Source organism: Lysobacter oculi, from assembly GCF_003293695.1.
Lineage (GTDB): Bacteria > Pseudomonadota > Gammaproteobacteria > Xanthomonadales > Xanthomonadaceae > Solilutibacter > Solilutibacter oculi.
In genome coordinates, this window is the sequence record NZ_CP029556.1 from 1,390,977 (window position 1) to 1,412,700 (window position 21,724).

Genomic DNA, 21,724 nt, shown 5'->3' on the forward strand with positions numbered 1-21,724 from the left:
CCGGGTGTTCATACGGATTGACGCTGCCTTTCGGCCTGCAGCGCGGCGGCCACCGCTGGCGGCACGAAAGCCGAAACATCCCCGCCTAGACGGGAGATTTCGCGCACCAGCGAAGATGAGATGAAGCCGAATTCCTCGGCCGGCGTCAGGAACAGCGTTTCCACCTCGGGGATGAGGTGACGGTTCATGCTGGCCAGCTGGAACTCGTACTCGAAGTCGGAAACCGCGCGCAGGCCGCGGATGAGGATGCCGGCGCCCACTTCGGTCACGAAGTGCGCCAGCAGCGTGTCGAAGCCGCGCACCTCGACGTTAGGCACGTCGCCCAGCGATTCCCGTGCCAGCCCGACGCGCTGCTCCAGGGACATGCCCGGCCCCTTGCCGGAGCTGCGGGCCACGCCGACCACCAGCCGCTCGAACAGCGCCGCCGCCCGGTGGACCAGATCGACATGCCCCGAGGTGATCGGGTCGAAGGTGCCTGGATAGATGGCGATCCGCTGGCGTGGCGTGGTCATGCGGGTACTGGAACGGATATTGCTGCGAGTGTATCAGCGGCCCGCCCGGCGTGGCTCAGGCTGGCCCGCGACGCCACAGCTGGCAGGCGACCTCGCGGGTGCGGGCCTCGCGATGCAGCCGCCAACCCTCAGGCAGGGTGGTGGCGACGCCACGCACCGGCATCTCCACGTACAGCCAGGCATCGTCCGCCATCAGCGGCGCGACGGCCTCGATGGCCGGCTGCCAGAGTTCGCCGGCAAACGGGGGGTCGATGAAGGCGATGTCGTAGCGCCGGCCTTCGCGGGCGGCCTGCGTGAGCCAGCTGATCGCATCCATCCGCACGATCTCGGCGGCCTCCCCGCCCGGCAGGCGTGCGGCGACTTCGCGCAGGGCGGTGGCCGGGCCGGTTTCGCGTTCGACCAGCGTCGCCGCCGCGGCGCCGCGCGAGAGCGCCTCGAAGCCCAGTGCGCCGCTGCCGGCGAACAGGTCGAGCACGCGCGCACCGGGCAGCACCGGCATCAACCAGTTGAACAGCGTTTCGCGGACACGGTCGGCGGTCGGACGCAGGCCGTCGAGGTCGGCCACCGGCAGGCGCGTCCCGCGCCAATGCCCGCCGATGATGCGCACGCTGCCGGCGCGGCCCCTGGCCTTCGTCATTGGATCTTGAACCCCGGTGATACCATCCCCGCATTCTCCGACATCGCCCCCCGCATGGTTAACTGGTTTTGGCGCAAGAAGCTCGAGGAAGGCGAAAAACCGGCCGAATCGCCCGCCGCGCCCGCCCTCGAAACACCGCGTATCGAAGCTTCGGAGGCCGCCCCCGCCCCGGTCGAGCCGGTGGTCGAGGCGCCCGCTCCGGTCACGACTTCCGAACCCGCCATCGACGACTACGCGCATGCCGCGCCGGCCGCCACGCCGGGCAAGCCCGGTTGGCGCGAGCGGCTCAAGGGCAGCGGCATGGCGCGCTCGCTGGGCGGGTTGTTCTCGCGCAATCCCAAGCTCGACGATGACCTGCTGGAAGAAATCGAGACCGCGCTGCTGACCGCAGACGTCGGCGTCAAGGCGACCGCCGCGCTGGTGGACGACCTGCACACGCGCATGGGCCGCCGCGAATTCGCCGATGCCCAGGCGCTGCTCGCCGCCCTGCGCGAGGACCTGGTCGCGCTGCTGCGCCCGGTCGCGCAGCCGCTGCTGATCGACGGCACCGCCAAGCCCTTCGTCATCGTCACCATCGGGGTGAACGGCGTCGGCAAGACCACCACCATCGGCAAGCTCGCGCGCAAGTTCCGCGATGACGGCCGCAGCCTGATGCTCGCCGCCGGCGATACCTTCCGCGCCGCCGCCGTCGCCCAACTCCAGGCCTGGGGCGAGCGCAACGGGGTGCAGGTGGTGGCGCAGGGCCAGGACGCCGATGCCGCCGCCGTCGCCTTCGACGCCTACGCCTCGGCGAAATCGCGCGGCACGCAGGTGCTGATCGCCGACACCGCCGGCCGCCTGCACACGCAGGCAGGCCTGATGGACGAGCTCGGCAAGATCGTGCGCGTGCTGGGCAAGCACGGCGCCGGCATCCCGCACGAGATCCTGATGGTGATCGACGGCACCACCGGCCAGAACGCGATCTCGCAGGTGCGCGCGTTCAACAGCAAGGTGCCGGTGACCGGGCTGGTGGTGACCAAGCTCGATGGCACCGCGAAGGGCGGCGTGGTGTTCGCGCTGGCGCGGGAATTCGGCATCCCGATCCGCTACGCCGGCATCGGCGAGCGCCCCGAAGACCTGCGCGTGTTCGACCCCGAAGCCTTCGTCGACGCGCTGCTGCCGGCTTCGCTCGGGCAGTGAACACGGACAGCCCCGCGTCCACGCCGGCGCCGCGCAAGCGCCGGTGGGCGCGCGGGTTCCTCATCGCCCTGCTCGTCCTGGCGGCGCTGCTCGCCTTGCTGGCACTCGGCATCCGCTACGCCCTGCAACCGGCCGTGGCCACGCATTTCATCCTGCAGCAGGCCGGCAAGTCGCTCGGGCTGGAGATCGCCGCCGACGGCGAACCCGAACTCCAGCTGCGCGGCACGCCGACCCTGGTGGTGCGCGGCGTGCATGCGCGCCAGCCCGGCGCCACGCGCGAAATGCTGAAGGCCGAACGCATCCTGCTGTCGCTGCCGTGGAGCACGCTGAAAAGCCGCGGCCGCCAATTGGACATCCAGCGCGTGGAACTGGATGCGCCCGTGCTCGACCTGAGCGCGCTCGCCGACTGGCGCCGCACCCGCCCGCCCAGCGCGATGCAGCGACTGCCCACCCTCACCCGCGGCCTGCGGGTCCATCGCGGCCAGCTGCTGGGCGAAGGCTGGAAGATGGCCGATGTCGGCATCGACCTGCCCTACTTCGCGCCGGACAAACCGCTGGCCGCACGCGTGGCGGGGCGCTACGAGGCCGAGGCGATGCAGCTGCCCTTCGACCTGCACATCGCGCTGTCGAAGCCGGACACCTCCGCCGCGCTTGGGCTCGCCGGCGATGTCACCCCGACCGCGCGCGACTGGAAGCTGCCGATGCACCTGCGCCTGTCCGCGCCGATGCACTGGGGCGATGACGGCCTCCGGCTGCAACCGGCCAAGCTGGGTGCGCGCGCACGTTACGAAGGCGGCGGCGAACCGCTGCCGTTCGTGATCGGCGCGTTCGGCCCGGCACGCATCTCGAAGGACGGCCTCGATTGGCCCGCGTTGGCGTTGGCGCTGCGCGGCGAAGGCGTGGTGCCGGATCTGGACGGACACGGTGCGCTGCACGCCAGCCATCGCCTGGCATTGTCGTTGGCAGGCCGGATCCACGCATGGCCCGAAGCCTGGCCGGTGCTGCCGAAGCCCTTGTCGGCATCGCGCTCGCCGTTGCCGTTCTCGCTCGACTATGCCGGCGCACTGGATTTCAGCGATGTGGTGGCGTTCGAGCTGCAGCGCGACGCCACCCGCTTCGATGGCCAGCTGCGCGTGCGCGACGTGCTGGCCTGGCGCGAGATCGCCGCGACCGCATCGCCGCTGCCGCCGCTCGACGGCCACCTGGTTACGCCGCGCCTCGACATCGCCGGCGCGCAGCTTGAAGGTGTGGAAGTCGACTTCGAGGACCCGGCGATCCCGCCCGCGGACACGAAGAAGTGAGCGCCGCCAAACGCGCGAAACCGCGTGACGAAGCCACATCCACCCCCGACACCTGCGCGCTGTACGCGCCACGCCTGCTGGACTGGTTCGACACCCACGGCCGCCACGACCTGCCGTGGACACAGCCGCGCACGCCCTACCGCGTGTGGCTGTCGGAAATCATGCTGCAGCAGACCCAGGTCGCCACGGTCATCCCGTATTTCCAGCGTTTTATCGATGTGCTGCCCGACCTGCCGGCGTTGGCCGCCGCGTCGCCGGACACCGTACTCGCCCTGTGGTCGGGACTCGGCTACTACAGCCGCGCACGCAACCTGCATGCCGCCGCGAAGCGCTGCGTGGAACACCACGGCGGCGAATTACCGCGTGATTTCGATGCACTGCACGCCCTGCCCGGCATCGGCCGCAGCACGGCGGCGGCGATCCTGGCGCAGGCCTGGGGCGAGCCGTTCGCGATCCTCGACGGCAACGTCAAGCGCGTGCTGGCGCGGCTGCACGGCATCGAAGGCTGGCCCGGTTTGCCGGCGGTGGAAAAGCGGCTGTGGGCGATCGCCGAAGCCTCGCTGCCGCGCACATCGGTCACGCGCGCGCGGATGGCCGACTACACGCAGGCGCAGATGGACCTGGGCGCGACACTGTGCACGCGCAGCCGCCCGCGCTGCGGCGATTGCCCGCTGGCGGAGAGTTGCGTCGCCCATCGCGAAGGGCGCACCGCCGCGCTGCCTTCGCCACGCCCGAAGAAAACCATCCCGCAACGCGAAACCCGCATGGTCTGGTTGCGCGATGACGAAGGCCGCACGCTGCTGCAGCGTCGCCCGGCGACCGGCATCTGGGCCTCGCTGTGGTCGCTGCCGGAAGTAGCGAGCGCCGATGAAGCCGCCTGCATCGCCCAACTGCATGCGGAGATGGGGGATGCGGCTTCGTCCAGCGCTTTGCCGCCGGTCGAACACGTCTTCACCCATTTCCGCCTGCGCATCCACCCGCAGCTGTTCGACGGCGTCGCGGCGAAGACACGGCTCGGCGACAATGACGACCTGCGCTGGGTCATGCGCGGGGAACTGGCCACGCTTGGCATTCCCGCCCCGGTGCGCCGCCTGATTGAAGAGGACATCCCATGAGTCGCACCGTGTTCTGCCAGCGCGAGCAGCGCGAAACCGAAGGCCTGGACTTCGTGCCGTGGCCCGGCGAGATGGGCAAGCGCGTGTTCGCCGGCATCGGCAAGCCGGCATGGGCCGCATGGCTGGCGCACCAGACCATGCTGATCAACGAAAACCGCCTGTCACCGATGAACCCGGAGCACCGCGCCTTCCTCGAAACCGAGATGGCGAAGTTCCTGTTCGGTGGCGGCGCCGAAGCGCCTGCCGGTTACGTGCCGGAAGGCTGAGCGGCCGAGGCCTTTTCCGCGGCGCGCATCGCCCTCAGGTCCACCGGGCGGATCTGGCCGATGATGCAGCTCATGCCCCGCTGCGAGGCCACCGTCACCCGGTCGAAGCCGGCGCTGATGCGCCCGAACTGCGAGCTGATGCCAAGCGTCGGCGAGCCGCGTTCGTACGCCAGGCAAGGCCCGTCGATACGCAGGAGGTAGGCCTCGCGCGGGCGTACGTCGAGCACGACGTGGCGGTCGTCGACGACATCGAAACCCTGGCTCCCGGCACTGCCGTAGCGGATGCTGGCGACCGGCGGGCCCGCGAACGCCGTGTAGCGGGTCAGTTTGTCGGCATCGGATTCGCGCGTCGTGGCGCAGGCCGTCATGGCCAGCAGCGCCAGCATCGGCACGGCAAAGGTCTGGATGCGTTTCATCGTGCTGCCTCCATGGGTGGGCCGAAGCCCGATCATCGCGCCCACGGCGTACCCCGAGCACATTGGCCGGTCCGGCATTCCCCGCCCGTTAAGCCCGCCGCCGCTTGCCCGGAGGCCTGTTCATCCGTAAGATGGCCGGCTCGCGTGACCCGGCGCACTTGGCCGGGTAGCTCAGTTGGTAGAGCAGGGGATTGAAAATCCCCGTGTCGGGGGTTCGATTCCCTCCCCGGCCACCACTGCGCAGGGTTACGTCGAAACAAAGGTCGCCATTGGCGGCCTTTTTGTTTTCCGGACTTCCGCGCTACCGCGTTATCCTGCCTCCATCCCCTACGGAATGGACCGATGAAGACCCTGCGCAGCGGCCTGTTGCTCCTCCTCGCCTTCCTTCTCACGGCCTGTGCCAGCACCGGCGGCAAGCGCGTCTCCGAGCCCGCGGCCAGCATCCAGCAACTCACGGTGGACGCGCGCGGCGGCTGGCAGGTCCGCGTCCGCCTGCAGAATTACAGCAGCGTGGCGATGCGATTCGACCGCGTGGACCTGGCCGTGGTCGTCGGTGGCGCCGATGCTGGCCGCCTCAGCGCATTGCCGGCGTTGACCATCGCGCCGGAATCCGCCGACGTCATCGACATCGCCCTCACCCCGAGCGCCGCCGCGCGCCTGCAGGTCGCCGATGCGCTGGCCGGCGGCCACGGCGTCGCCTACACGCTCAAGGGCACGGTCTCGGCCACGCCCGATGCCGGCAAGGTCCGCGACTTCGACATCTCCCGCGACAGCGCGTTGAGCCCGGCGCCCGGCCTGCCCGGCGTGCTGCGCTGATTTCCGACTTCCACACACTTTGAAAGACACCCACGCATGAGCCAGTACCGCGCCCCGCTCGACGACATCCGCTTCGACCTGTTCGATGTGCTGGATGTCGAATCCGTCCTTGCCCGCCTCGGCCAGACCGAGGTCAACCGCGAACTGGTCGATGCGGTGCTGGAAGAAGGCGCGCGCTTCACCACCCAGGTGCTGGCGCCGCTCAACGCCATCGGCGACCGCGGCTGCACCTTCGACAAGGCGACCGGCGATGTCGCCACGCCCGAAGGTTTCGCCGCCGCCTACCGCCAGTTCGTCGAAGGCGGCTGGCCGGGCCTCAACGCGCCGGCGGAATTCGGCGGCCAGGGCATGCCGCACGTGCTGGGCGCGGCGATCAAGGAAATGATCGATGCCGCCAACCTCGCCTGGGGCAACTTCCCCCTGCTCTCGCACGGCGCCACCGAGGCGCTGCTGCATTACGGCAGCGAATGGCAGCAGGAAACCTTCCTCAAGCCCCTCGTCGAAGGCCGCTGGACCGGCACCATGTGCCTGACCGAGCCGCACGCCGGCACCGACCTGGGCCTGCTGCGCACGCGCGCCACGCCCAACGGCGACGGCAGCTACGCCATCAACGGCACCAAGATCTTCATCACCGCCGGCGAGCACGACATGGCGGAGAACATCGTCCACCTGGTGCTGGCCAAGCTGCCCGACGCACCGACCGGCAGCCGCGGCATCTCGTTGTTCGTCGTGCCCAAGTTCAAGGTCGGCGAAGACGGCGCGATGGGCGAGCGCAACACGCTCCGCTGCGGCGCGCTGGAACACAAGATGGGCATCCACGGCTCCGCCACATGCGTGATGAATTTCGATGACGCCCAGGGCTGGCTGGTCGGCGAACCGCACAAGGGCCTGATGGCGATGTTCGTGATGATGAACACCGCGCGGCTCGCGGTCGGCCTGCAGGGCCTGGGCCTGGCCGATCGCGCCTACCAGAACGCGCTGCGCTACGCCCGCGAACGCCTGCAGATGCGTGCGCTGTCCGGCCCCAAATTCCCGGAAAAACCGGCCGACCCGATCATCGTCCACCCCGATGTGCGGCGGATGCTGCTGACGCAGAAATCGCTGGTCGAAGGCGGCCGCCTGCTCGCCTATCACGCCTTCCTCAACGTCGACATCGCGCAACATGGCGCCGATGAAGCCGAGCGTGCCGAAGCCGATGCGCTGGTCGGCTTCCTCACCCCCATCGTCAAGGCCTGTCTGACCGAATGGGGCAACGAATGCACCTCCCACGCGCTGCAGTGCTTCGGCGGCCACGGCTACATCGCCGAGCACGGCATGGAACAGCTCGCGCGCGACGCCCGCATCACCACGCTCTATGAAGGCACCACCGGCGTACAGGCGCTCGACCTGGTCGGGCGCAAGCTGCTGCAGCTGAAGGGCGCCGGCCTGCGCGCCTTCCTCAAGGAAGCGCACGCCTTCTGCCAGCGCGAAGCCGCCAATCCCGCGCTCGCCGGGCTGCTGCCCGATCTGGTCGCCAAGCTCGGCGAATGGCAGGCGCTGTCGGAGCAGATCGGCCAATCCGCATCGCGTGATCCGGAAGAAGTCGGCGGCGCGGCCTGGGACTACCTGTTCTATTCCGGCTACGTCGCGCTGGCCTACTGGTGGGCCCGCAGCGTGGTCGCCTGCGAAGGTTCCGCGTTGTCGGCGGCGGCCAAGGAAGGCAAGCGCGAGACCGCGCGCTTCTACTTCGCCCGCATCCTGCCGCGCACGCTGATGCACAAGGCGGCCATCGAAAGCGGCGCCGGCAACCTGATGACGCTCACGGCGGATGCCTTCGATTGACGGGCATGCCGGCTTCGCGCCGGCCACTCCCGGTGAATGCATGTCGATGCGGCTTCGTTCCCTCTTCCTGCTGATCTGCCTCGCGTTGCTCCCCGCAGTGTCGATGGCGGCCGTGTGCGACATCGCGCTCAAGCCGAGCTATCGCGGCTTCCCGCTCAATCCATTGGTGGACAAGGTGGTGGTGTCGAAGGTGACCCCGAAGGCCGGCGCAGACTGCCCGGTGCGGGCCGGCGACGAGATCCTGCAGGTCAACAGCCAGCGCGTGCCGGGCGAGCGCGCACTCAAGGTGCTGTCGTACTGGCGGTCGCTGAAGAAGGGCGTGCCGCGCACCTACCGCCTGCGCCGCAACGGCCAGTTCCTGACCCTCACGATCTGACCCGGGCACCGGCCCGCGAAGGCGGGTTACACAATCGTCATCAAAGGCGTATAACCTGTCTTTCCGATGGGTACACGCAGCGAAATGCTCGACCTGATCGGTGCCGGCTCCGGTGCGAGCCCGGACGTTCCGCATTTTCTCCCCGCGTCCCGCCCTGGCTCCCTGCGCTTCCTCGCGCTCGATGCCCATGGCCGCGCACTCGACTGGATCCGCTGGCAGGACGCCGCCTGCCTCTACGCCCGCGATGCCGTCGCCTGGACGCTGGGCGAGTCCTGCCTGACCGTCCACGGCGGCACCTCGCGGATGACCGGCGAGCAAAGCCGGCTGGCCCTGCACCCGATCATCGCGGCGCGCGGCCACGCACGCGGCCGCGCCATCGACCCCACGCCCGCGCTCACCAACGCATCCCTGTTCGCCCGCGACGCCCACCTGTGCCTGTACTGCGGCGAGCGCCCTTCGCGCCAGCACCTGACCCGCGACCACGTGCTGCCGGTATCGAAAGGCGGCCGTGATGTCTGGGAGAACGTGGTCAGCGCCTGCTTCCACTGCAATTCGCGCAAGAGCAACCGCACGCCGCAGCAGGCGGGGATGCCGCTGCTCGCCGTGCCGTACCGGCCGAGCTGGATCGAGCACCTGATCCTGTCGAACCGCCACATCCTCGCCGACCAGATGGAATTCCTGCAGGCGCAGATGCCGAAGAAGCCGCGTCGCGCACTCGCCTGACCACGGGCGAGGATGCCGATTCCACAAACCGCGACGGCCGGCACACCCGCGCACGCCCATCCGGCATCACTCCGCTACACTCGGGTGGTCACAACAGGGGATGACGCCGCATGACCAGCACGCTGGGTTTCACCGGGATGGACCGCAACACGCAGGCTGAATTGACACAGGCTTTCAGCCAGGCGGTCGGGCGCCTCGGTCTTGACCTGCGGCTGGTGGAAAACGGCGAGGCCGACATCGTCGTCGTCGACATGGACAGCCTGTACGGCCCGATGAGCTGGATGCAGCTGCACAACGCCGGCCGCAAGGTCATCGGCTACACCTCGTCCCCGCGCACCCAGACCGACTACCGGCTGGACCGCCCGGCCGATGCCAACGCACTCGACGCACTGTTGAAGGAACTGGGCATCGGCACCGCGCAGGCGCCCAAGCCGGTCGTCGCGCCCGCCGCCGAAGCAGCGAAACCCGCCGCGCCCGCAGCGAAGCCCGCGCCTGCATCCAAGCCCGCCGCCGCCACACCGCACGGCCTGACGCCCGCGCCCGCCCCGGCCGATGTGCTGCCGGAAGAAGCACCCTCGCCGGCCCCGGCCGAGGTGCTGGCCACGCCCGCCATCCAACCCGAACCCCTGCCGGCACGGGTGCCGGCGCGCGACCCCGTGCTGGCCGACTGGCTGCAGGCGGGTCGCCTGTCGAAGCGCGTGCGCTACCAGCGCGACGGCGGCCCGGCGCTACTGATCGATGGCGCCGCCGGCCAGTACCACGGCCCGGCCATCCTCAAGCCGCTCGAAGGCTATTTCGAAGGCACGGTCAGCGAGTCTGATTTCAAGGCGGTCGATGACGCCACCTGGCAGGCCGAAGCCGGCGGCCAGGCGCAGCCGCTTTCCCGCCTGGCATGGTTCGGCGGCCTGCTGGAAGGCAAGGGCGCGCTGCTGCCACACCTGGATGCGGACGGCCGCTACCGCCTGACCAAATGGCTGCAGACCGAGCGCGAATTCCCGAAGCATTTCCGCATCGCCACCGCGATGATGAAAGGCCCGGCGACCGTGCAGGAAATCGCCGTCGCAGCCAACGTCAGCGCTGCGGAAGTCGCCGACTTCATCAATGCCGGCCTGGCCAGCGGGCTCACCGAACAGGTGCTGCCGGAACCGCCGCCGGTCGCGGAACCGCCGCGCAGCGGGCTGTTCGGCCTCAAGCGCCGCTGAGGGTTCACCCGGGCCACACGCAACCGCATCGTCACGACCGTAAAATACGGCCATGATCGATTCGACCCGTTATCCGCGCCTGTCGCGCATCGACTCCCCGGCCGACCTGCGCCGCTTCGACGAAACCGAAGTGCGCGCCGTCGCCGACGAGCTGCGCGACTACCTCATCGAATCCGCCGGCAAGTCCGGCGGCCACTTCGGCGCCAACCTGGGCGTGGTCGAGCTGACCACCGTCCTGCACTACCTCTACAACACGCCCGACGACCGCATCGTCTGGGATGTCGGCCACCAGGCCTACCCGCACAAGATCCTCACCGGCCGCCGCGACCGCATCCACACGGTCAAGCAGAAGGACGGCGTGGCGCCGTTTCCGAAGCGCGAGGAAAGCGAGTTCGACACCTTCGGCGTCGGCCATTCGTCCACTTCGATCAGTGCCGCGCTGGGCATGGCCATCGCCGCCAGACACGCCGGCAGCGACCGCAAGGTGGTCGCGGTGATCGGCGACGGCGCGATGACCGCCGGCATGGCCTATGAGGCGCTCAACCATGCAGGCGGCATGGACGAGGAGCCGGACATCCTGGTCATCCTCAACGACAACCGCATGTCGATCAGCGAGGCGGTCGGCGGCCTGACCCGCATGCTCGGCCGCGCCACCGGCAGCCGCACGCTCAACGCCCTGCGCGAAGGCGGCAAGAAGCTGCTCGGCGACAAGAACGCCCCGCCCGCGCGCTTCGTGCGCCGCTGGGAAGAGCACTGGAAGGGCATGTTCGTGCCCTCCACCCTGTTCGAGGAAATGGGCTTCCACTACACCGGCCCCATCGACGGCCACGACACCACCGCACTGCTCGAAACCATCAAGACGCTGAAGGGCCTCAAGGGTCCGCAGCTGCTGCACGTCATCACCACCAAGGGCAAGGGTTACGAACGCGCCGAGGCCGACCAGATCGGCTACCACGCGGTGTCGCCGTTCGACCCGGAAGTGGGCATGGTGTCGAAGCCGGGCGCGGTCAAGAAGCCGACCTATACCGACGTCTTCAGCGACTGGCTGTGCGACATGGCGGCCGCCGACGACAGGCTGCTCGCCATCACCCCGGCGATGCGAGAAGGCAGCGGGCTGGTGCGCTTCAGCAAGGAATACCCGAGCCGCTATTTCGATGTCGCCATCGCCGAGCAGCACGCGATCACGCTGGCCGCGGGCATGGCCTGCGAAGGCGCGAAGCCGGTCGTCGCGATCTACTCCACCTTCCTGCAGCGCGGCTACGACCAGCTGGTGCATGACGTGGCCATCCAGAAGCTCGACGTGCTGTTCGCCATCGACCGCGGCGGCGTGGTCGGCCCGGACGGCGCGACGCACGCCGGCAACCTGGACATGAGCTACCTACGCTGCGTGCCCAATATGGTGGTGATGGCGCCGGCCGACGAGCGCGAATGCCGCGCCATGCTCAGCACCGGCTTCAAGTACGAAGGTCCGGCCGCCGTGCGCTACCCGCGCGGGTCGGGCACCGGCATCGCAGCCGGCGACGCGCTGGACATGCTGCCGATCGGCAAGGCCGAGGTGAAGCGCCGTGGCCACCGCATCGCCCTGCTCGCGTTCGGCGCACTGGTGCCGGCGGCGCAACAGGTGGGCGAGGAACTCGGCTGCACCGTCATCAACATGCGCTTCGTCAAGCCGCTCGACCGCGCGCTGATCCTTGAACTGGCGCAGACCCACGAAGGCTTCGTCACCCTGGAAGACAACGTGGTGGCCGGCGGTGCGGGTTCCGGCGTGGCCGAACTGCTGGCCGAAGCCGGCATCGTCATGCCCGTGCTGCACTTGGGCCTGCCGGATGCCTTCCAGCACCACGCCAGCCGCGAAGACCTGCTGGCCGAAGCCGGACTGGACGCCGACGGCATCCGCGCGGTGGTGACCCGGCGCTTTCCGGCGGCCACCGAAGCGCGGCGCGCCGGCAACGCCTGACGCGCCTCAGGGCTCGATGACTTCGTAGCCCTTGGCGCGCAATGCGTCGAGGTAGTTGTCCGGCCCCACCACCTGCGACAGCGGCAGCATGGCGAAGGTCGAGGCGTTGCGTGACAGCGCCGCCTCCACCGCAGCCAGCCACTGCGCGCGCAGGCGCTGCGGCACGTTGCTGATGCCGTGCTTGCGGGCGAAGTCCATCTCGGTGAGCGCGCTCAGGCAATCGCCTTGGCCGTCACTGGCCTTGCCCACCAACGCACGCAGGGTGGCGATGTCGCCGGTGGCCCACGCATTCGCGCGTCGCGCGACGACCGGCAGTTCGCGATCCATGCTGTCGAGCGTCTGCCGCAGGCAACGCACATCGTCGAAATGGCCGCGCTGCACTTCGACCATCACCGCCTTCGGGTCGTCGAGCTTGAGCGTGATGCCGGTATCCGTCATCTTCAGGCCGTGGCGCTTGACCGCTTCGTTCAACACCGGCGTCACCACCGGCCGCCCGCCCAGTCCGTTCTGCTTCAACGCGGCCTGGTAGAGCTGCTCGGCGGCCATGAACGGGCGCCTGTCCTCGATGCCCTTTTCGCGCGGCAGGTAATGTTGGCGGGCGGCGCTGAAGCGCGCGTACAAGGCGGGCGGCAGCACGTCCTTCAGCGTCTTGCCATCCGGGTTCTTGATCGTCCGGCGCAGCGCCGGCAGCAGCGTCAGCCCCTTGAACAGGCCCACATTCGCGGTGATCGAGAGGTCGGGTGGCAGGATGTATTCCTGCGATCGCGCGATCACGCCCTGCACGTAATCGCCGTCCCAGCTCATCCGGCTCGGCAGTGGCCTCACCGTGGCCAGCACGTGCATCACATGGTCGCCCTTGCGCACCCGCCACATGCGCGGGCCGGGCTGCACGCCGGCCACCACCTCCACGCGGTCGAGGATGCGGCCGTCATCGGCCATCGCCTCGACCACGGCGGGCGGCGATGCGGGCGCAGCCTCCACGGATTGCGGCGATGTCGCCGCGTTCGCCCACATCGGCGCGGCCAGAGCCATCGCCACCATCCATCTGCCGCGTGCCAGCTTGTGCATCCGTGCATCCTTTCTTGGTTGAAGCGGCTTCGACCGTGATCGCGCGGTCCGGTTCCCGTGCGCGATGACGAAGCCGCCGTGCGGCTCTTACTTCTCGCCGGTCTTGGCGCCTGCCGGCAGCGCATCCAGCACTTCGCGCACCTTGGCTTCGGTGCTCTTCATGCCCGCCTTGCGCCCGAATGCCAGCGCGGCCTCGCGGTCCATGCCGTGCTCGGTGACCATCGCCAGCGCCAGCAGGCCGCCGGCGCGGTTGGCCGAGGCGCAATGCATCAGCACCGGCGCGCCTTTCGCGCTGCCGATCGCCTCGTGCAGCTTGCGGGCATTGTCGGGCGTGATCGCATCGGCATTGGCGACCGGGATTTCAATGTAGCGAAGGCCGGCGGCGCGGACTTCGGCGGCTTCATCGCGCCCCGCCATCTCGCCTTCCGGCCGCAGGTTGATGACGGTGCCGACGCCCAGCTTGGCGATGCCCGACCAGTCGCCCGCCTCGGGTTGGCCGGCGCTGTACAGGCCGGCGCGCGGCTGGTGCAGCAGCACGCCGGAAGCGGTGGTGGACGATGCGGCCATGGGCATGGTCTTGGCCTCCTGTTGCACGGCAGGCTGCGCGCAACCCGCGAGCAGCGCGAAGGTGATCAGGGATAGAACGGGAAGATGCGGTTTCATTCTCGGGCTCCGATGGGGGACGTTCGTGCCGGCCCCATCATAGTCAGCCCGGGCGATGCCGGTTTGCGCGGCGCCACCCAGCGCATGCAAACCGTCAGGCCGCGCACTTGCCCTTCGCCGCCAGCCGATGGCCGAGCCACGCGAACGGGATGTACGCCAGCAGCAGGTCGGCGGCGATGAACCATGTCGGCGCCGGGATCATCCGCGCCGCCATGATCCCGCCGCAGAGGAAGAACACGCCGACGATCATCGCGGCGAACAGCCGGTGGTCACGCGCGATCCTGGCCGCGACGAACGCACCCACCAGCGTGCCCAGCGCATGCGCCAGGAACGGAAACAGGAAATGCTTCGGCTCAAGCAGCGGCAGCGCCGCGCGGATGCCTTCGGCGGTGGTCATGTCAGCGCCCGCCGGTGGCGGAATGACGTGCCCGCTTGCCATCACCAGCGCCATGTTCACCACGCTGCCCAGCACCAGGCCGAGCAGCACGGCCAGAATCGTCCTCAAGATCGACATCGTGGATCTCCCCTTCCCGTTGATTCGTTGCATGGTCGCCTCCGGCCGGAGGCGCGCGATCAGCTTCCCGCGTCCAGCCGCGCCGGCTCAGAACATGCCGCGTGCGTTCGGCGAATCCTTCGGCACTTCCTGGCCGACATCCCACATCTCCACCAGCTTGCCCGCCTCGAAACGCAGGATATGCACGACGGCGTATTCCGCACCGGCTGTCGGCCGCCTGAGGCGCGACAGCACGGCGACGCGGCTTCCGCCCTCCACCACCTGCATCACCTCAAACACCTTGTCGGGCTCCGCACGCGCGCTCGCTTCCATCGCGTCGAGCAGCGACTGCCGGTCAGCCGGAAACCACGCGTTGGGATGGATGAAGCCATCGGCCACGTGACGCGCATACGCCTCGCGCACATCCGCAGGAATTCGATGGCGATATCGGCGGGTGTCTGCGTGACCATGGGGATGCGTCTTCAGCCGCTCACCGCGACAGCAGCACCAGCGCCAACGCGATCGCCGCCGGAACCGCCTGCACAAACAGGATCTTGCGGCTGGCGGTCGCCGCGCCATACAGGCCCGCCACCAGCACGCAGCCCAGGAAGAAACACTTGAACGCGAAGCTCTCGGGCCGCGGCAACAGGCTCCACAGCAGGCCCGCCGCGAGGAACCCGTTGTAGAGGCCCTGGTTCGCACCGAGCACGCGGGTCTGCATCGCGAATTCCTGCGACAGCCCGAACGCCTTGCGGCCGGCCGGCCGGGTCCACAGGAACATCTCCAGCACCAGGATGTAGACGTGGATGAGCGCCACCAGCGCGACCGCGATCTGGGCGATGGGTTGCATGGACACCTCCTGGTTCACGCCGGACGCATGTCGCCAGTCGGGTTGCGATGCCTGTCGATCAAGGCGTTCGGGATGCGCGCGCGTCCTGCCGCGACGGGCTGCGGATGGAAAAGCCCAGCAGCACCAGCCACATCGCCAGCGCCAGCAGCGTCGGCAGCTGGAACTTTTCCGATGTGCCGATGCTGAAGCTGCGAGCGGCGAAGAAGATCAGCGTCCACAACGCCAGGTTGACCGCGACGATGGGCCAGCGCGACCGGTGCCGGGTCAGCAGCGAAATGATGCTCGGCATCAACGCGATCGGCGCGGTGGCGAAGAAGAAGATCATGACGAGGGTGGGATTCATGGGGCGGCGCGTGTTCCGTGCAGGCCGGCGGCGGGTTCGCGCCGGGGTTCATGGCGGATGTCACCACGGATCGCGTGGCGCGGCCCAGCGTAACGGCAAGCCCTCCGGCATGCCACGGAAGCCGCGTAATCCAGAACCTCAGGCGGCCCGCGTACGCCGATGCTTCAAGTGCCAGGCCAGCCATGCCAGCAGGACCAGCACCGTCGGGCAGGCCCAACCGAGCGCCGTGGCGATGGACACCGGGTCGCCCTCCATCGGCGCGGCATCGCCCGGCATCGCGCCCTGCCCGGCCATCGCCCACGCGATGTTGAGCGCCCAGCCCACCCCGACCGCGATGGCGCCCGCCGCCAGCCCGTGCAGGCGCGTGCGCGACTTCATCCACCAGAACAGCGCGACCGGCAGCACCAGCGCCACGACCAGCACTGCTGTGACCCCGACATTTCCCATCGCTTTCCCCGGGTTGCGTGCGGCGTCCCCACGCCGCGCATCGTCTATAATGCGCGCCACTCGGGGTATAGCGCAGCCTGGTAGCGCACTTGTCTGGGGGACAAGTGGTCGTCGGTTCGAATCCGGCTACCCCGACCATCCATATATCCGGCCACCTCCGGAAACGAAAAAACCCTTGAGCGATCAAGGGTTTTTCTTTGGGTGCCGCGACCGCCCGGACTGCCTCAGCGCCTCAGCAGCTGCAGCACTTCCTCGAGCTCCTGCCGCACCTGCCGGATGATCTGGCTCGACATCGCGGATTCCTGCTTGCCGCTATCGCCTTCCAGGCGCAGGCGCGCGCCACCGATGGTGTAGCCCTGCTCGTACAGCAGGCCGCGGATCTGGCGGACCATCAGCACGTCGTGGCGCTGGTAATAGCGGCGGTTGCCGCGGCGCTTGACCGGCGTCAGGCTCGGGAACTCGGTCTCCCAGTAGCGCAGCACGTGCGGCTTGACGTCACACAGCTCGCTGACCTCACCAATGGTGAAGTAGCGCTTGGCCGGGATCGGCGGGAGTTCCTTGTTGCTACCTGGGTCCAGCATAGGCCTCCACGCGCTCCTTCAATTTCTGTCCGGGGCGGAAGGTCACCACCGTGCGCGCGGTGATCGGGATTTCCTCGCCGGTCTTCGGGTTGCGACCGGGGCGCTGGTTCTTGCGGCGGAGATCGAAATTGCCGAACCCCGAGAGCTTGACCTGGCGGCCGCCTTCGAGCCCTTCGCGCAGGGTGTCGAAGAACGCGTCGACGAATTCCTTCGCCTCGCGCTTGTTCAAGCCGACTTCGTCGTAAAGACGCTCGGCCATCTCTGCCTTGGTCAACGCCATCGCACTATCCCCTGATCGTTGCGCCGTGGTCGCGGGCCAGCGTAGCGATCACGCCTGCCACCACATCGTCCACTTCGCGCTCAGTGAGGGTGCGTGATTCTTCCTGCAAAATCAAGCCCATAGTGAGACTTTTGAAACCTGAATCGACGCCCTTGCCGACGTAGCGGTCAAACAGCCGCACCTCGCGCAGACCGGGCCCGGCGACCGCGCGGACGGCGTCCGACAACGCCTGCCAGCTGACCGCTTCCGGCACCAGCAACGACAGGTCTCGGCGGACCGAGGGGTATTTCGATGACGCTTCGGCGCGTGCTGGCGCCCGACGGGACAGCGCCGCCAGATCCAGCTCGAAACCGATGGCCGGCACGTCGATATCCATCGCCGCACGCAGGCGCGGATGCAGTTCGCCGATCCAGCCGATACGCGCGCCGTCGCGCCAGATGTCGGCGGAACGACCCGGGTGCCCGAAGGCCTCGGCCGAGCGGCGGAATTCCAGCGTGGCGTTCGCCAGCGCCGCCAGCGATTCGACATCCCCCTTGAGATCGTGGAAATCGACGCCGCGATCGGCGCCGCCCCATTGCTCGGCGCGCGCGCTGCCGCAGGCGATGCCGGCGATGTGCGGCGTCTCCAGCGGCGCGTCACCCGCGACCGCAGGCACATCGAACACCCGCCCGATCTCGAACAGGCGCACCCGCGATTGCTGGCGCGCGACATTGCGGGCCAGCGCTGCGGCCAGGCCCGGCAGCAGCATCGGGCGCATCACGCCCAGCTCGGCGCTGAGCGGATTGGCCAGCGCCACGCCGCCTTGCAGCTGCCACTTCGCCAGCAGGCCGGCATCGACAAAGGCGTAATTGAGCGCTTCCTGCCAGTCGCGCGCGGCCAGCTGGCGGCGCAGGTCGGCATCGGCGACGCGGTCGGCGCTCGGTGCCACCACGCGCGCCGGCCCCGAAGGCAGCTGCACGGGGATACGGTCGTAGCCGTGGATGCGCGCGATCTCCTCGATCAGGTCTTCCTCGATGGCGATGTCGAAGCGGCGCGCCGGCGGCGTCACCTGCCAGCCATCGGCATCCGCTTCCACCGCCAGGCCGAGCGCGCGCAGGATGCGTTCGACTTCCGCATCGGCGATGTCGATGCCCAGCACCCGCGCGATGCGCGCACGCCGCAGCGTGATCGCGGCCGGCTTGGGCAGGTCGGCGATGTTCGCCGCTTCCACCACCGGGCCCGGCTGGCCGCCGGCGATGTCGAGGATCAGGCGCGTCGCGCGCTCCACCGCGATGCGCGGCAGTTCCGGATCCACGCCGCGCTCGAAGCGGTGCGCGGCGTCGGTGTGCAGGCCCAGCTTGCGCGAGCGCCCGATGATCGCCGACGGCGCGAAATGCGCGGCTTCCAGAAACACATCGCGGGTCGCATCGGTCACGCGGGTGTCGAACCCGCCCATCACGCCCGCCAGCGCCACCGGCCGGTCGGCGTCGGTGATCAGCAGGAAGTCTTCGTCCACGGTGACGTCGCGGCCGTCGAGCAGCTTCAGCGCCTCGCCCCTGCGCGCGCGACGCACGCCCACCGGGCCGCTCAGCAGCGCACGGTCGAACGCGTGCATCGGCTGGCCCAGTTCCAACATCACGTACTGGGTCACATCCACCAGGAAGCTCACCGGGCGGATGCCGCTGCGGCGCAGGCGCTCGGCCATCCACAGCGGCGTCCTGACCGCGGCATCCACGCCTTCGATCACGCGGCCAACGTAACGCGGCGCGTCGGCACCGGCAGCCAGCGTCACCGGCAGCACGCTGTCGATGGTCGATGCGGTTTCGCCGACCTCCATCGCCACCACTTCGCTGCCGGTCGCGGCGGCCACGTCGTAGGCGATGCCGCGGATGCCGAAGCAGTCGGCGCGGTTCGGCGTCAGTTTCAGTTCGATGCTGGCGTCCGGCAGGCCCAGGTAATCGGCCAGCGGCGTGCCGACCGGCGCGTCGTCCGGCAGTTCCAGCAGGCCGGAAGCATCGGCATCGATACCGAGTTCCTTCGCCGAACACAGCATGCCGCTGGACTCGACGCCGCGCAGCTTGGCGGCCTTGATGGTGATCTCGCCGATCTTCGCGCCGACCATCGCCAGCGGCGCCTTCAGCCCCGCACGCGCGTTCGGTGCGCCGCAGACGATCTGCAGCCGCCCTTGCGCGCCGACATCCACTTCGCAGACCTGCAGGCGGTCGGCTTCCGGGTGGCGGGCCGCGCTGACGATCTGCGCCACCACCACCTTGTCCAGCCCTTCGCCGAGCGGCGTGAGCTCTTCCACTTCCAGCCCGATCGCGGTCAGCGCGGCGGCCAGTCCGTCACGGTCGGCCTCGGTGCGGATGTGTTCGCGGAGCCAGTTTTCGGGGAATTTCATCGGTCATGCATTCCGGTGCGGCCGTCGCGCCGTGGCGTGACGGAAATCGTGTTCGAAGGTCAGGCGTAGCGGCGCAGGAAGCGCACGTCGTTCTCGAAGAAGCTGCGCAGGTCGTCCACGCCTTCGCGCAGCATGGCGAAGCGCTCCACGCCCAGCCCGAAGGCGAAGCCGGTGTAGCGCTCCGGGTCGATGCCGACGTTGCGCAGCACGTTCGGATGCACCATCCCGCAACCCAGCACTTCCAGCCAGCGCTGGCTGCCGTCGGGCTGCGCCCAGGCGATGTCCACTTCCGCCGACGGCTCGGTGAAGGGGAAGTAGCTCGGGCGGAAGCGCATCTCGAACTCGCGCCCGAAGAACGCCTGCACGAAGGCCGCGAGCGTGCCCTTGAGGTCGGCGAAGCTGGCGTGCTCGTCCACCAGCAGGCCTTCGACCTGGTGGAACATCGGCGTGTGGGTCTGGTCGGAATCGCTGCGATAGACCTTGCCGGCGGCGATCATCCGCAGCGGCGGTTCCTGCCCGGCGCGCACGTGGTCCAGCATGTAGCGCACCTGCACGCCCGAGGTGTGCGTGCGCAGCAGGCGGCCGTCCGGGAAGTAGAACGTGTCGTGCATCGCACGCGCCGGGTGGTGCGGCGGAAAATTGAGCGCCTCGAAGTTGTGCCAGTCGTCCTCGATCTCCGGCCCCTGCGCCAGCTCGTAGCCCAGCCCGGCGAAGATCGTTTCGATGCGTTCCAGCGTGCGGCTCACCGGGTGCAGCGTGCCGGCTTCCGCATCGCGGCCCGGCAGGGTGATGTCGATGGATTCCGACGCCAGGCGCGCGTCGAGCGCGGCGGATTCCAGCACGTCCTTGCGCGTGGACAGCGCGTCGGTGATGGCATCGCGCGCGCGGTTGATGGCTTCGCCGGCCGGCTTGCGCGCTTCGGGCGGCAGCGCGCCCAGCGACTTCAGTTGCGTGGTCAGGCGGCCGGACTTGCCGAGCAGCGACACGCGCAGCGCTTCCAGCGCGTCGGGCGCGTCGGCGGCGGCGATGGCGGCCAGCGCCTCGGTTTGCAGGGATTCGATTTCGCTCATCGGCAGAGGTTAACCCGGTGGGCGGCAGGCATGGCCGAAGCCGCCTCGCCATGGTGTTTCGCAAATGGAAACGGGGAAGGACTCTCGCCCTTCCCCGCCTGTTTCGTTCCGCAGAGTCAGGCGATTGCTCGCCTGCCGGGGATCACTCGGCCTCGCGGCCGCCCTGCAGTTCGTCCTGGAGCACCTTCAGCTCGTCCATCTTGCCGGCAGCGGCCAATTCGGCCTGCTGCGGCCAGGTGGTCGGGTCGTGCGCGGCGAACTGGCTGCCGGCGGCGTCGAGGATCTCGCGCAGCTTGGCCACGTCGGCGTTGGCCAGGTCCTGGAAGCTCACGATGCCGGCGTCATTGAAGACTTCGGCGATCTTCGGGCCGATGCCCTCGATGATCTTCAGGTCGTCGCCCTTGGCAGCCTTCTTGGCCGGCGCCTTCTTGGCGGCCGGTGCGGCCTTTTCGGCCACCGGAGCCTTGGCGGCCTTCTTCGCCTTGGCCGGCTTGGCCTCGGGGACGAAGTTCGGCAGCGTGGCCGGACGGGTGATTTCGATGTTCAGCGCCTTGCCGGCAGCCTCGGCCAGATCGCCAAAGCCCTTGATGTCGTGGGCGGCGATGTCGGCCAGGACCTTGCGGTCAAGGGTGATGCCGGCCTTCAGCAGGCCGTTCATGAAGCGGCTGTACGACAGGCCGTACATGCGGGACGCGGCGTTGATACGCGCGATCCACAGGCTGCGGAACTGGCGCTTCTTCAGCTTGCGGCCGATGTAGGCGTACTGCTGCGCCTTGGTGACCGCCTGCTTGGCGACGCGGAAGACCTTGCGGCGGGCGTTGTAGTAGCCCTTCGCCTGGCTCAGGATTTTCTTGTGACGGCGTCGTGCGGTGACGCCACGCTTGACTCGTGCCATTTCTCAGTTCTCCTCAGGTATCAGGCGTAGGGCAGCTGGCGCGCGATGCGGCCGGCGTCGCCTGCGAACACGTAATGCGGCTGGCGCAGGTTGCGCTTCCGCTTCGTGGCCTTCTTGGTGAGGATGTGGCTGCGGTTGGCGCTGCCACGCTTGAACTTGCCGCTCGCGGTCTTCTTGAACCGCTTGCCGGCCGCACGATGCGATTTAATCTTCGGCATGGTGGTGATGTCCTGTCAGGTTGTTTATTCGACTGGTCAAGGCGGCATCCTGCGCGACCCGAAGACTGCGCGATGCTCTTTCCGTCCTGCCCTGACCCGCTTGTAAGCCGCTGAT

At 68.9% G+C, this 21,724-nt stretch carries 26 protein-coding genes, 2 tRNA genes and 1 pseudogene; 12 read left to right on the forward strand and 17 right to left on the reverse strand.

Translation table 11 applies throughout. The annotated features are described in order from the left end of the window. Positions 1-8 precede the first annotated feature (8 nt). Both coaD and rsmD read right to left on the reverse strand, forming a co-directional pair. Positions 9-512, reverse strand: coding sequence for a pantetheine-phosphate adenylyltransferase (gene coaD, locus DCD74_RS06715; RefSeq protein WP_112926636.1), 504 nt, complete (start codon positions 510-512; stop codon positions 9-11). 55 nt (positions 513-567) lie between these two features. Beyond that, positions 568-1,149 (reverse strand): 16S rRNA (guanine(966)-N(2))-methyltransferase RsmD, encoded by a 582-nt coding sequence (gene rsmD / locus DCD74_RS12925; RefSeq protein ID WP_112927715.1) that lies wholly within the window; start codon positions 1,147-1,149, stop codon positions 568-570. Between rsmD and ftsY the strand changes: the two genes are divergently transcribed. The 4 genes from ftsY to DCD74_RS06740 are packed head-to-tail and all read left to right on the forward strand — an operon-like array spanning position 1,099 to position 5,010. After that, entirely contained in the window at positions 1,099-2,328 is a 1,230-nt protein-coding gene (gene ftsY, locus DCD74_RS06725) for a signal recognition particle-docking protein FtsY (protein ID WP_112927714.1), read from the forward strand. The genes rsmD and ftsY overlap by 51 nt on opposite strands. Then, positions 2,325-3,629, forward strand: a complete 1,305-nt coding sequence (locus DCD74_RS06730; RefSeq protein ID WP_112926637.1) for an AsmA family protein — start codon at positions 2,325-2,327, stop codon at positions 3,627-3,629. Before ftsY ends, DCD74_RS06730 begins: the two co-directional genes overlap by 4 nt. Positions 3,630-3,688: 59 nt before the next feature. Next, on the forward strand, positions 3,689-4,744 hold the full coding sequence (mutY, locus tag DCD74_RS06735) for an A/G-specific adenine glycosylase (protein WP_112927716.1): 1,056 nt from the start codon (positions 3,689-3,691) through the stop codon (positions 4,742-4,744). After that, complete coding sequence (locus tag DCD74_RS06740; RefSeq protein WP_112926638.1) at positions 4,741-5,010, forward strand: oxidative damage protection protein; 270 nt, start codon at positions 4,741-4,743, stop codon at positions 5,008-5,010. Before mutY ends, DCD74_RS06740 begins: the two co-directional genes overlap by 4 nt. Here the strand turns inward: DCD74_RS06740 and DCD74_RS06745 are convergent. After that, on the reverse strand, positions 4,992-5,426 hold the full coding sequence (locus DCD74_RS06745; RefSeq protein WP_112926639.1) for a DUF6491 family protein: 435 nt from the start codon (positions 5,424-5,426) through the stop codon (positions 4,992-4,994). The genes DCD74_RS06740 and DCD74_RS06745 overlap by 19 nt on opposite strands. Before the next feature lie 160 nt (positions 5,427-5,586). Between DCD74_RS06745 and DCD74_RS06750 the strand changes: the two genes are divergently transcribed. The 7 genes from DCD74_RS06750 to dxs all read left to right on the forward strand — a co-directional run bounded on the left by DCD74_RS06750 (position 5,587) and on the right by dxs (position 12,321). Further along, positions 5,587-5,662: transfer RNA gene (locus tag DCD74_RS06750), tRNA-Phe, on the forward strand. Between the two features lie 106 nt (positions 5,663-5,768). Further along, positions 5,769-6,242 carry an NDR1/HIN1-like protein gene (locus DCD74_RS06755; protein WP_112926640.1) on the forward strand — a complete coding sequence of 158 codons (474 nt, stop codon included), beginning with the start codon at positions 5,769-5,771 and terminating at the stop codon, positions 6,240-6,242. A 36-nt stretch (positions 6,243-6,278) separates the two neighbouring features. Next, positions 6,279-8,063, forward strand: a complete 1,785-nt coding sequence (locus DCD74_RS06760; protein WP_112926641.1) for an acyl-CoA dehydrogenase C-terminal domain-containing protein — start codon at positions 6,279-6,281, stop codon at positions 8,061-8,063. A gap of 46 nt (positions 8,064-8,109) precedes the next feature. Continuing rightward, the gene (locus tag DCD74_RS06765; RefSeq protein WP_162615925.1) at positions 8,110-8,439 is read left to right on the forward strand and encodes a PDZ domain-containing protein; all 330 of its coding nucleotides are present in this window, start codon (positions 8,110-8,112) and stop codon (positions 8,437-8,439) included. Positions 8,440-8,505: 66 nt separating this feature from the next. Beyond that, positions 8,506-9,162 carry an HNH endonuclease gene (locus tag DCD74_RS06770; RefSeq protein WP_112926643.1) on the forward strand — a complete coding sequence of 219 codons (657 nt, stop codon included), beginning with the start codon at positions 8,506-8,508 and terminating at the stop codon, positions 9,160-9,162. A 110-nt stretch (positions 9,163-9,272) separates the two neighbouring features. Further along, positions 9,273-10,364, forward strand: coding sequence for a hypothetical protein (locus tag DCD74_RS06775; RefSeq protein ID WP_112926644.1), 1,092 nt, complete (start codon positions 9,273-9,275; stop codon positions 10,362-10,364). A 52-nt stretch (positions 10,365-10,416) separates the two neighbouring features. Continuing rightward, positions 10,417-12,321, forward strand: coding sequence for a 1-deoxy-D-xylulose-5-phosphate synthase (gene dxs, locus DCD74_RS06780; protein WP_112926645.1), 1,905 nt, complete (start codon positions 10,417-10,419; stop codon positions 12,319-12,321). 6 nt (positions 12,322-12,327) lie between these two features. Here dxs and DCD74_RS06785 read toward each other — a convergent pair whose 3' ends face one another. The 7 genes from DCD74_RS06785 to DCD74_RS06815 all read right to left on the reverse strand — a co-directional run bounded on the left by DCD74_RS06785 (position 12,328) and on the right by DCD74_RS06815 (position 16,185). Further along, positions 12,328-13,389, reverse strand: coding sequence for a TraB/GumN family protein (locus tag DCD74_RS06785; protein WP_112926646.1), 1,062 nt, complete (start codon positions 13,387-13,389; stop codon positions 12,328-12,330). 87 nt (positions 13,390-13,476) lie between these two features. After that, positions 13,477-14,052: a beta-lactamase hydrolase domain-containing protein gene (locus DCD74_RS06790; RefSeq protein WP_112926647.1), complete on the reverse strand. Its 576-nt coding sequence runs from the start codon at positions 14,050-14,052 to the stop codon at positions 13,477-13,479. 94 nt (positions 14,053-14,146) lie between these two features. Beyond that, a complete protein-coding gene (locus DCD74_RS06795) occupies positions 14,147-14,566 on the reverse strand; it encodes a hypothetical protein (protein WP_112926648.1) in 420 nt (139 codons plus the stop codon). 87 nt (positions 14,567-14,653) lie between these two features. After that, positions 14,654-14,944, reverse strand: a complete 291-nt coding sequence (locus DCD74_RS06800; RefSeq protein ID WP_217424236.1) for a nuclear transport factor 2 family protein — start codon at positions 14,942-14,944, stop codon at positions 14,654-14,656. Positions 14,945-15,035: 91 nt separating this feature from the next. Next, on the reverse strand, positions 15,036-15,395 hold the full coding sequence (locus DCD74_RS06805; RefSeq protein WP_174887965.1) for a DUF1304 domain-containing protein: 360 nt from the start codon (positions 15,393-15,395) through the stop codon (positions 15,036-15,038). Positions 15,396-15,453: 58 nt separating this feature from the next. Continuing rightward, complete coding sequence (locus DCD74_RS06810; RefSeq protein ID WP_112926649.1) at positions 15,454-15,738, reverse strand: hypothetical protein; 285 nt, start codon at positions 15,736-15,738, stop codon at positions 15,454-15,456. Positions 15,739-15,876: 138 nt separating this feature from the next. After that, positions 15,877-16,185, reverse strand: a complete 309-nt coding sequence (locus DCD74_RS06815) for a hypothetical protein (protein ID WP_162615926.1) — start codon at positions 16,183-16,185, stop codon at positions 15,877-15,879. Positions 16,186-16,246: 61 nt separating this feature from the next. On the opposite strand from DCD74_RS06815, the gene DCD74_RS06820 reads away from it, so the two are divergent. Further along, positions 16,247-16,323: transfer RNA gene (locus tag DCD74_RS06820), tRNA-Pro, on the forward strand. A gap of 86 nt (positions 16,324-16,409) precedes the next feature. On the opposite strand, the gene DCD74_RS06825 is transcribed toward DCD74_RS06820, so the two are convergent. The 7 genes and pseudogenes from DCD74_RS06825 to rpmI form a co-directional block, all read right to left on the reverse strand. After that, positions 16,410-16,766, reverse strand: coding sequence for a MerR family transcriptional regulator (locus DCD74_RS06825; RefSeq protein WP_112926651.1), 357 nt, complete (start codon positions 16,764-16,766; stop codon positions 16,410-16,412). After that, a complete protein-coding gene (locus DCD74_RS06830; protein WP_112926652.1) occupies positions 16,750-17,046 on the reverse strand; it encodes an integration host factor subunit alpha in 297 nt (98 codons plus the stop codon). Before DCD74_RS06830 ends, DCD74_RS06825 begins: the two co-directional genes overlap by 17 nt. 4 nt (positions 17,047-17,050) lie before the next feature. Beyond that, positions 17,051-19,426: a phenylalanine--tRNA ligase subunit beta gene (gene pheT / locus DCD74_RS06835; protein ID WP_112926653.1), complete on the reverse strand. Its 2,376-nt coding sequence runs from the start codon at positions 19,424-19,426 to the stop codon at positions 17,051-17,053. A 59-nt stretch (positions 19,427-19,485) separates the two neighbouring features. Then, positions 19,486-20,496: a phenylalanine--tRNA ligase subunit alpha gene (pheS, locus tag DCD74_RS06840; RefSeq protein ID WP_112926654.1), complete on the reverse strand. Its 1,011-nt coding sequence runs from the start codon at positions 20,494-20,496 to the stop codon at positions 19,486-19,488. A 142-nt stretch (positions 20,497-20,638) separates the two neighbouring features. Next, entirely contained in the window at positions 20,639-20,953 is a 315-nt protein-coding gene (locus tag DCD74_RS13175) for a helix-hairpin-helix domain-containing protein (protein ID WP_237049694.1), read from the reverse strand. A gap of 87 nt (positions 20,954-21,040) precedes the next feature. Then, positions 21,041-21,391: pseudogene (gene rplT, locus DCD74_RS12935) on the reverse strand (50S ribosomal protein L20); the annotation flags it as partial. Positions 21,392-21,411: 20 nt separating this feature from the next. Then, positions 21,412-21,609: a 50S ribosomal protein L35 gene (gene rpmI, locus DCD74_RS06850; protein ID WP_112926656.1), complete on the reverse strand. Its 198-nt coding sequence runs from the start codon at positions 21,607-21,609 to the stop codon at positions 21,412-21,414. Between the last annotated feature and the right edge of the window lie 115 nt (positions 21,610-21,724).

What these genes read in the sequence shown, in the direction of transcription:
- DCD74_RS06785 (WP_112926646.1), bottom strand. Translation starts at nt 13,389, where the DNA reads ATGCACAAGCTGGCACGCGGCAGATGGATGGTGGCGATGGCTCTGGCC.
- DCD74_RS06830 (WP_112926652.1), bottom strand. Translation starts at nt 17,046, where the DNA reads ATGGCGTTGACCAAGGCAGAGATGGCCGAGCGTCTTTACGACGAAGTC.
- DCD74_RS06765 (WP_162615925.1), top strand. Translation starts at nt 8,110, where the DNA reads ATGCGGCTTCGTTCCCTCTTCCTGCTGATCTGCCTCGCGTTGCTCCCC.
- DCD74_RS06825 (WP_112926651.1), bottom strand. Translation starts at nt 16,766, where the DNA reads ATGCTGGACCCAGGTAGCAACAAGGAACTCCCGCCGATCCCGGCCAAG.
- DCD74_RS06770 (WP_112926643.1), top strand. Translation starts at nt 8,506, where the DNA reads ATGGGTACACGCAGCGAAATGCTCGACCTGATCGGTGCCGGCTCCGGT.
- DCD74_RS06760 (WP_112926641.1), top strand. Translation starts at nt 6,279, where the DNA reads ATGAGCCAGTACCGCGCCCCGCTCGACGACATCCGCTTCGACCTGTTC.
- DCD74_RS06805 (WP_174887965.1), bottom strand. Translation starts at nt 15,395, where the DNA reads ATGCAACCCATCGCCCAGATCGCGGTCGCGCTGGTGGCGCTCATCCAC.
- DCD74_RS06815 (WP_162615926.1), bottom strand. Translation starts at nt 16,185, where the DNA reads ATGGGAAATGTCGGGGTCACAGCAGTGCTGGTCGTGGCGCTGGTGCTG.
- DCD74_RS06795 (WP_112926648.1), bottom strand. Translation starts at nt 14,566, where the DNA reads ATGTCGATCTTGAGGACGATTCTGGCCGTGCTGCTCGGCCTGGTGCTG.
- pheS (WP_112926654.1), bottom strand. Translation starts at nt 20,496, where the DNA reads ATGAGCGAAATCGAATCCCTGCAAACCGAGGCGCTGGCCGCCATCGCC.
- dxs (WP_112926645.1), top strand. Translation starts at nt 10,417, where the DNA reads ATGATCGATTCGACCCGTTATCCGCGCCTGTCGCGCATCGACTCCCCG.
- DCD74_RS06745 (WP_112926639.1), bottom strand. Translation starts at nt 5,426, where the DNA reads ATGAAACGCATCCAGACCTTTGCCGTGCCGATGCTGGCGCTGCTGGCC.
- coaD (WP_112926636.1), bottom strand. Translation starts at nt 512, where the DNA reads ATGACCACGCCACGCCAGCGGATCGCCATCTATCCAGGCACCTTCGAC.
- rpmI (WP_112926656.1), bottom strand. Translation starts at nt 21,609, where the DNA reads ATGCCGAAGATTAAATCGCATCGTGCGGCCGGCAAGCGGTTCAAGAAG.
- DCD74_RS06810 (WP_112926649.1), bottom strand. Translation starts at nt 15,738, where the DNA reads ATGAATCCCACCCTCGTCATGATCTTCTTCTTCGCCACCGCGCCGATC.
- rsmD (WP_112927715.1), bottom strand. Translation starts at nt 1,149, where the DNA reads ATGACGAAGGCCAGGGGCCGCGCCGGCAGCGTGCGCATCATCGGCGGG.
- pheT (WP_112926653.1), bottom strand. Translation starts at nt 19,426, where the DNA reads ATGAAATTCCCCGAAAACTGGCTCCGCGAACACATCCGCACCGAGGCC.
- DCD74_RS06755 (WP_112926640.1), top strand. Translation starts at nt 5,769, where the DNA reads ATGAAGACCCTGCGCAGCGGCCTGTTGCTCCTCCTCGCCTTCCTTCTC.
- DCD74_RS06775 (WP_112926644.1), top strand. Translation starts at nt 9,273, where the DNA reads ATGACCAGCACGCTGGGTTTCACCGGGATGGACCGCAACACGCAGGCT.
- ftsY (WP_112927714.1), top strand. Translation starts at nt 1,099, where the DNA reads ATGCCCGCCGATGATGCGCACGCTGCCGGCGCGGCCCCTGGCCTTCGT.
- DCD74_RS06740 (WP_112926638.1), top strand. Translation starts at nt 4,741, where the DNA reads ATGAGTCGCACCGTGTTCTGCCAGCGCGAGCAGCGCGAAACCGAAGGC.
- DCD74_RS06790 (WP_112926647.1), bottom strand. Translation starts at nt 14,052, where the DNA reads ATGAAACCGCATCTTCCCGTTCTATCCCTGATCACCTTCGCGCTGCTC.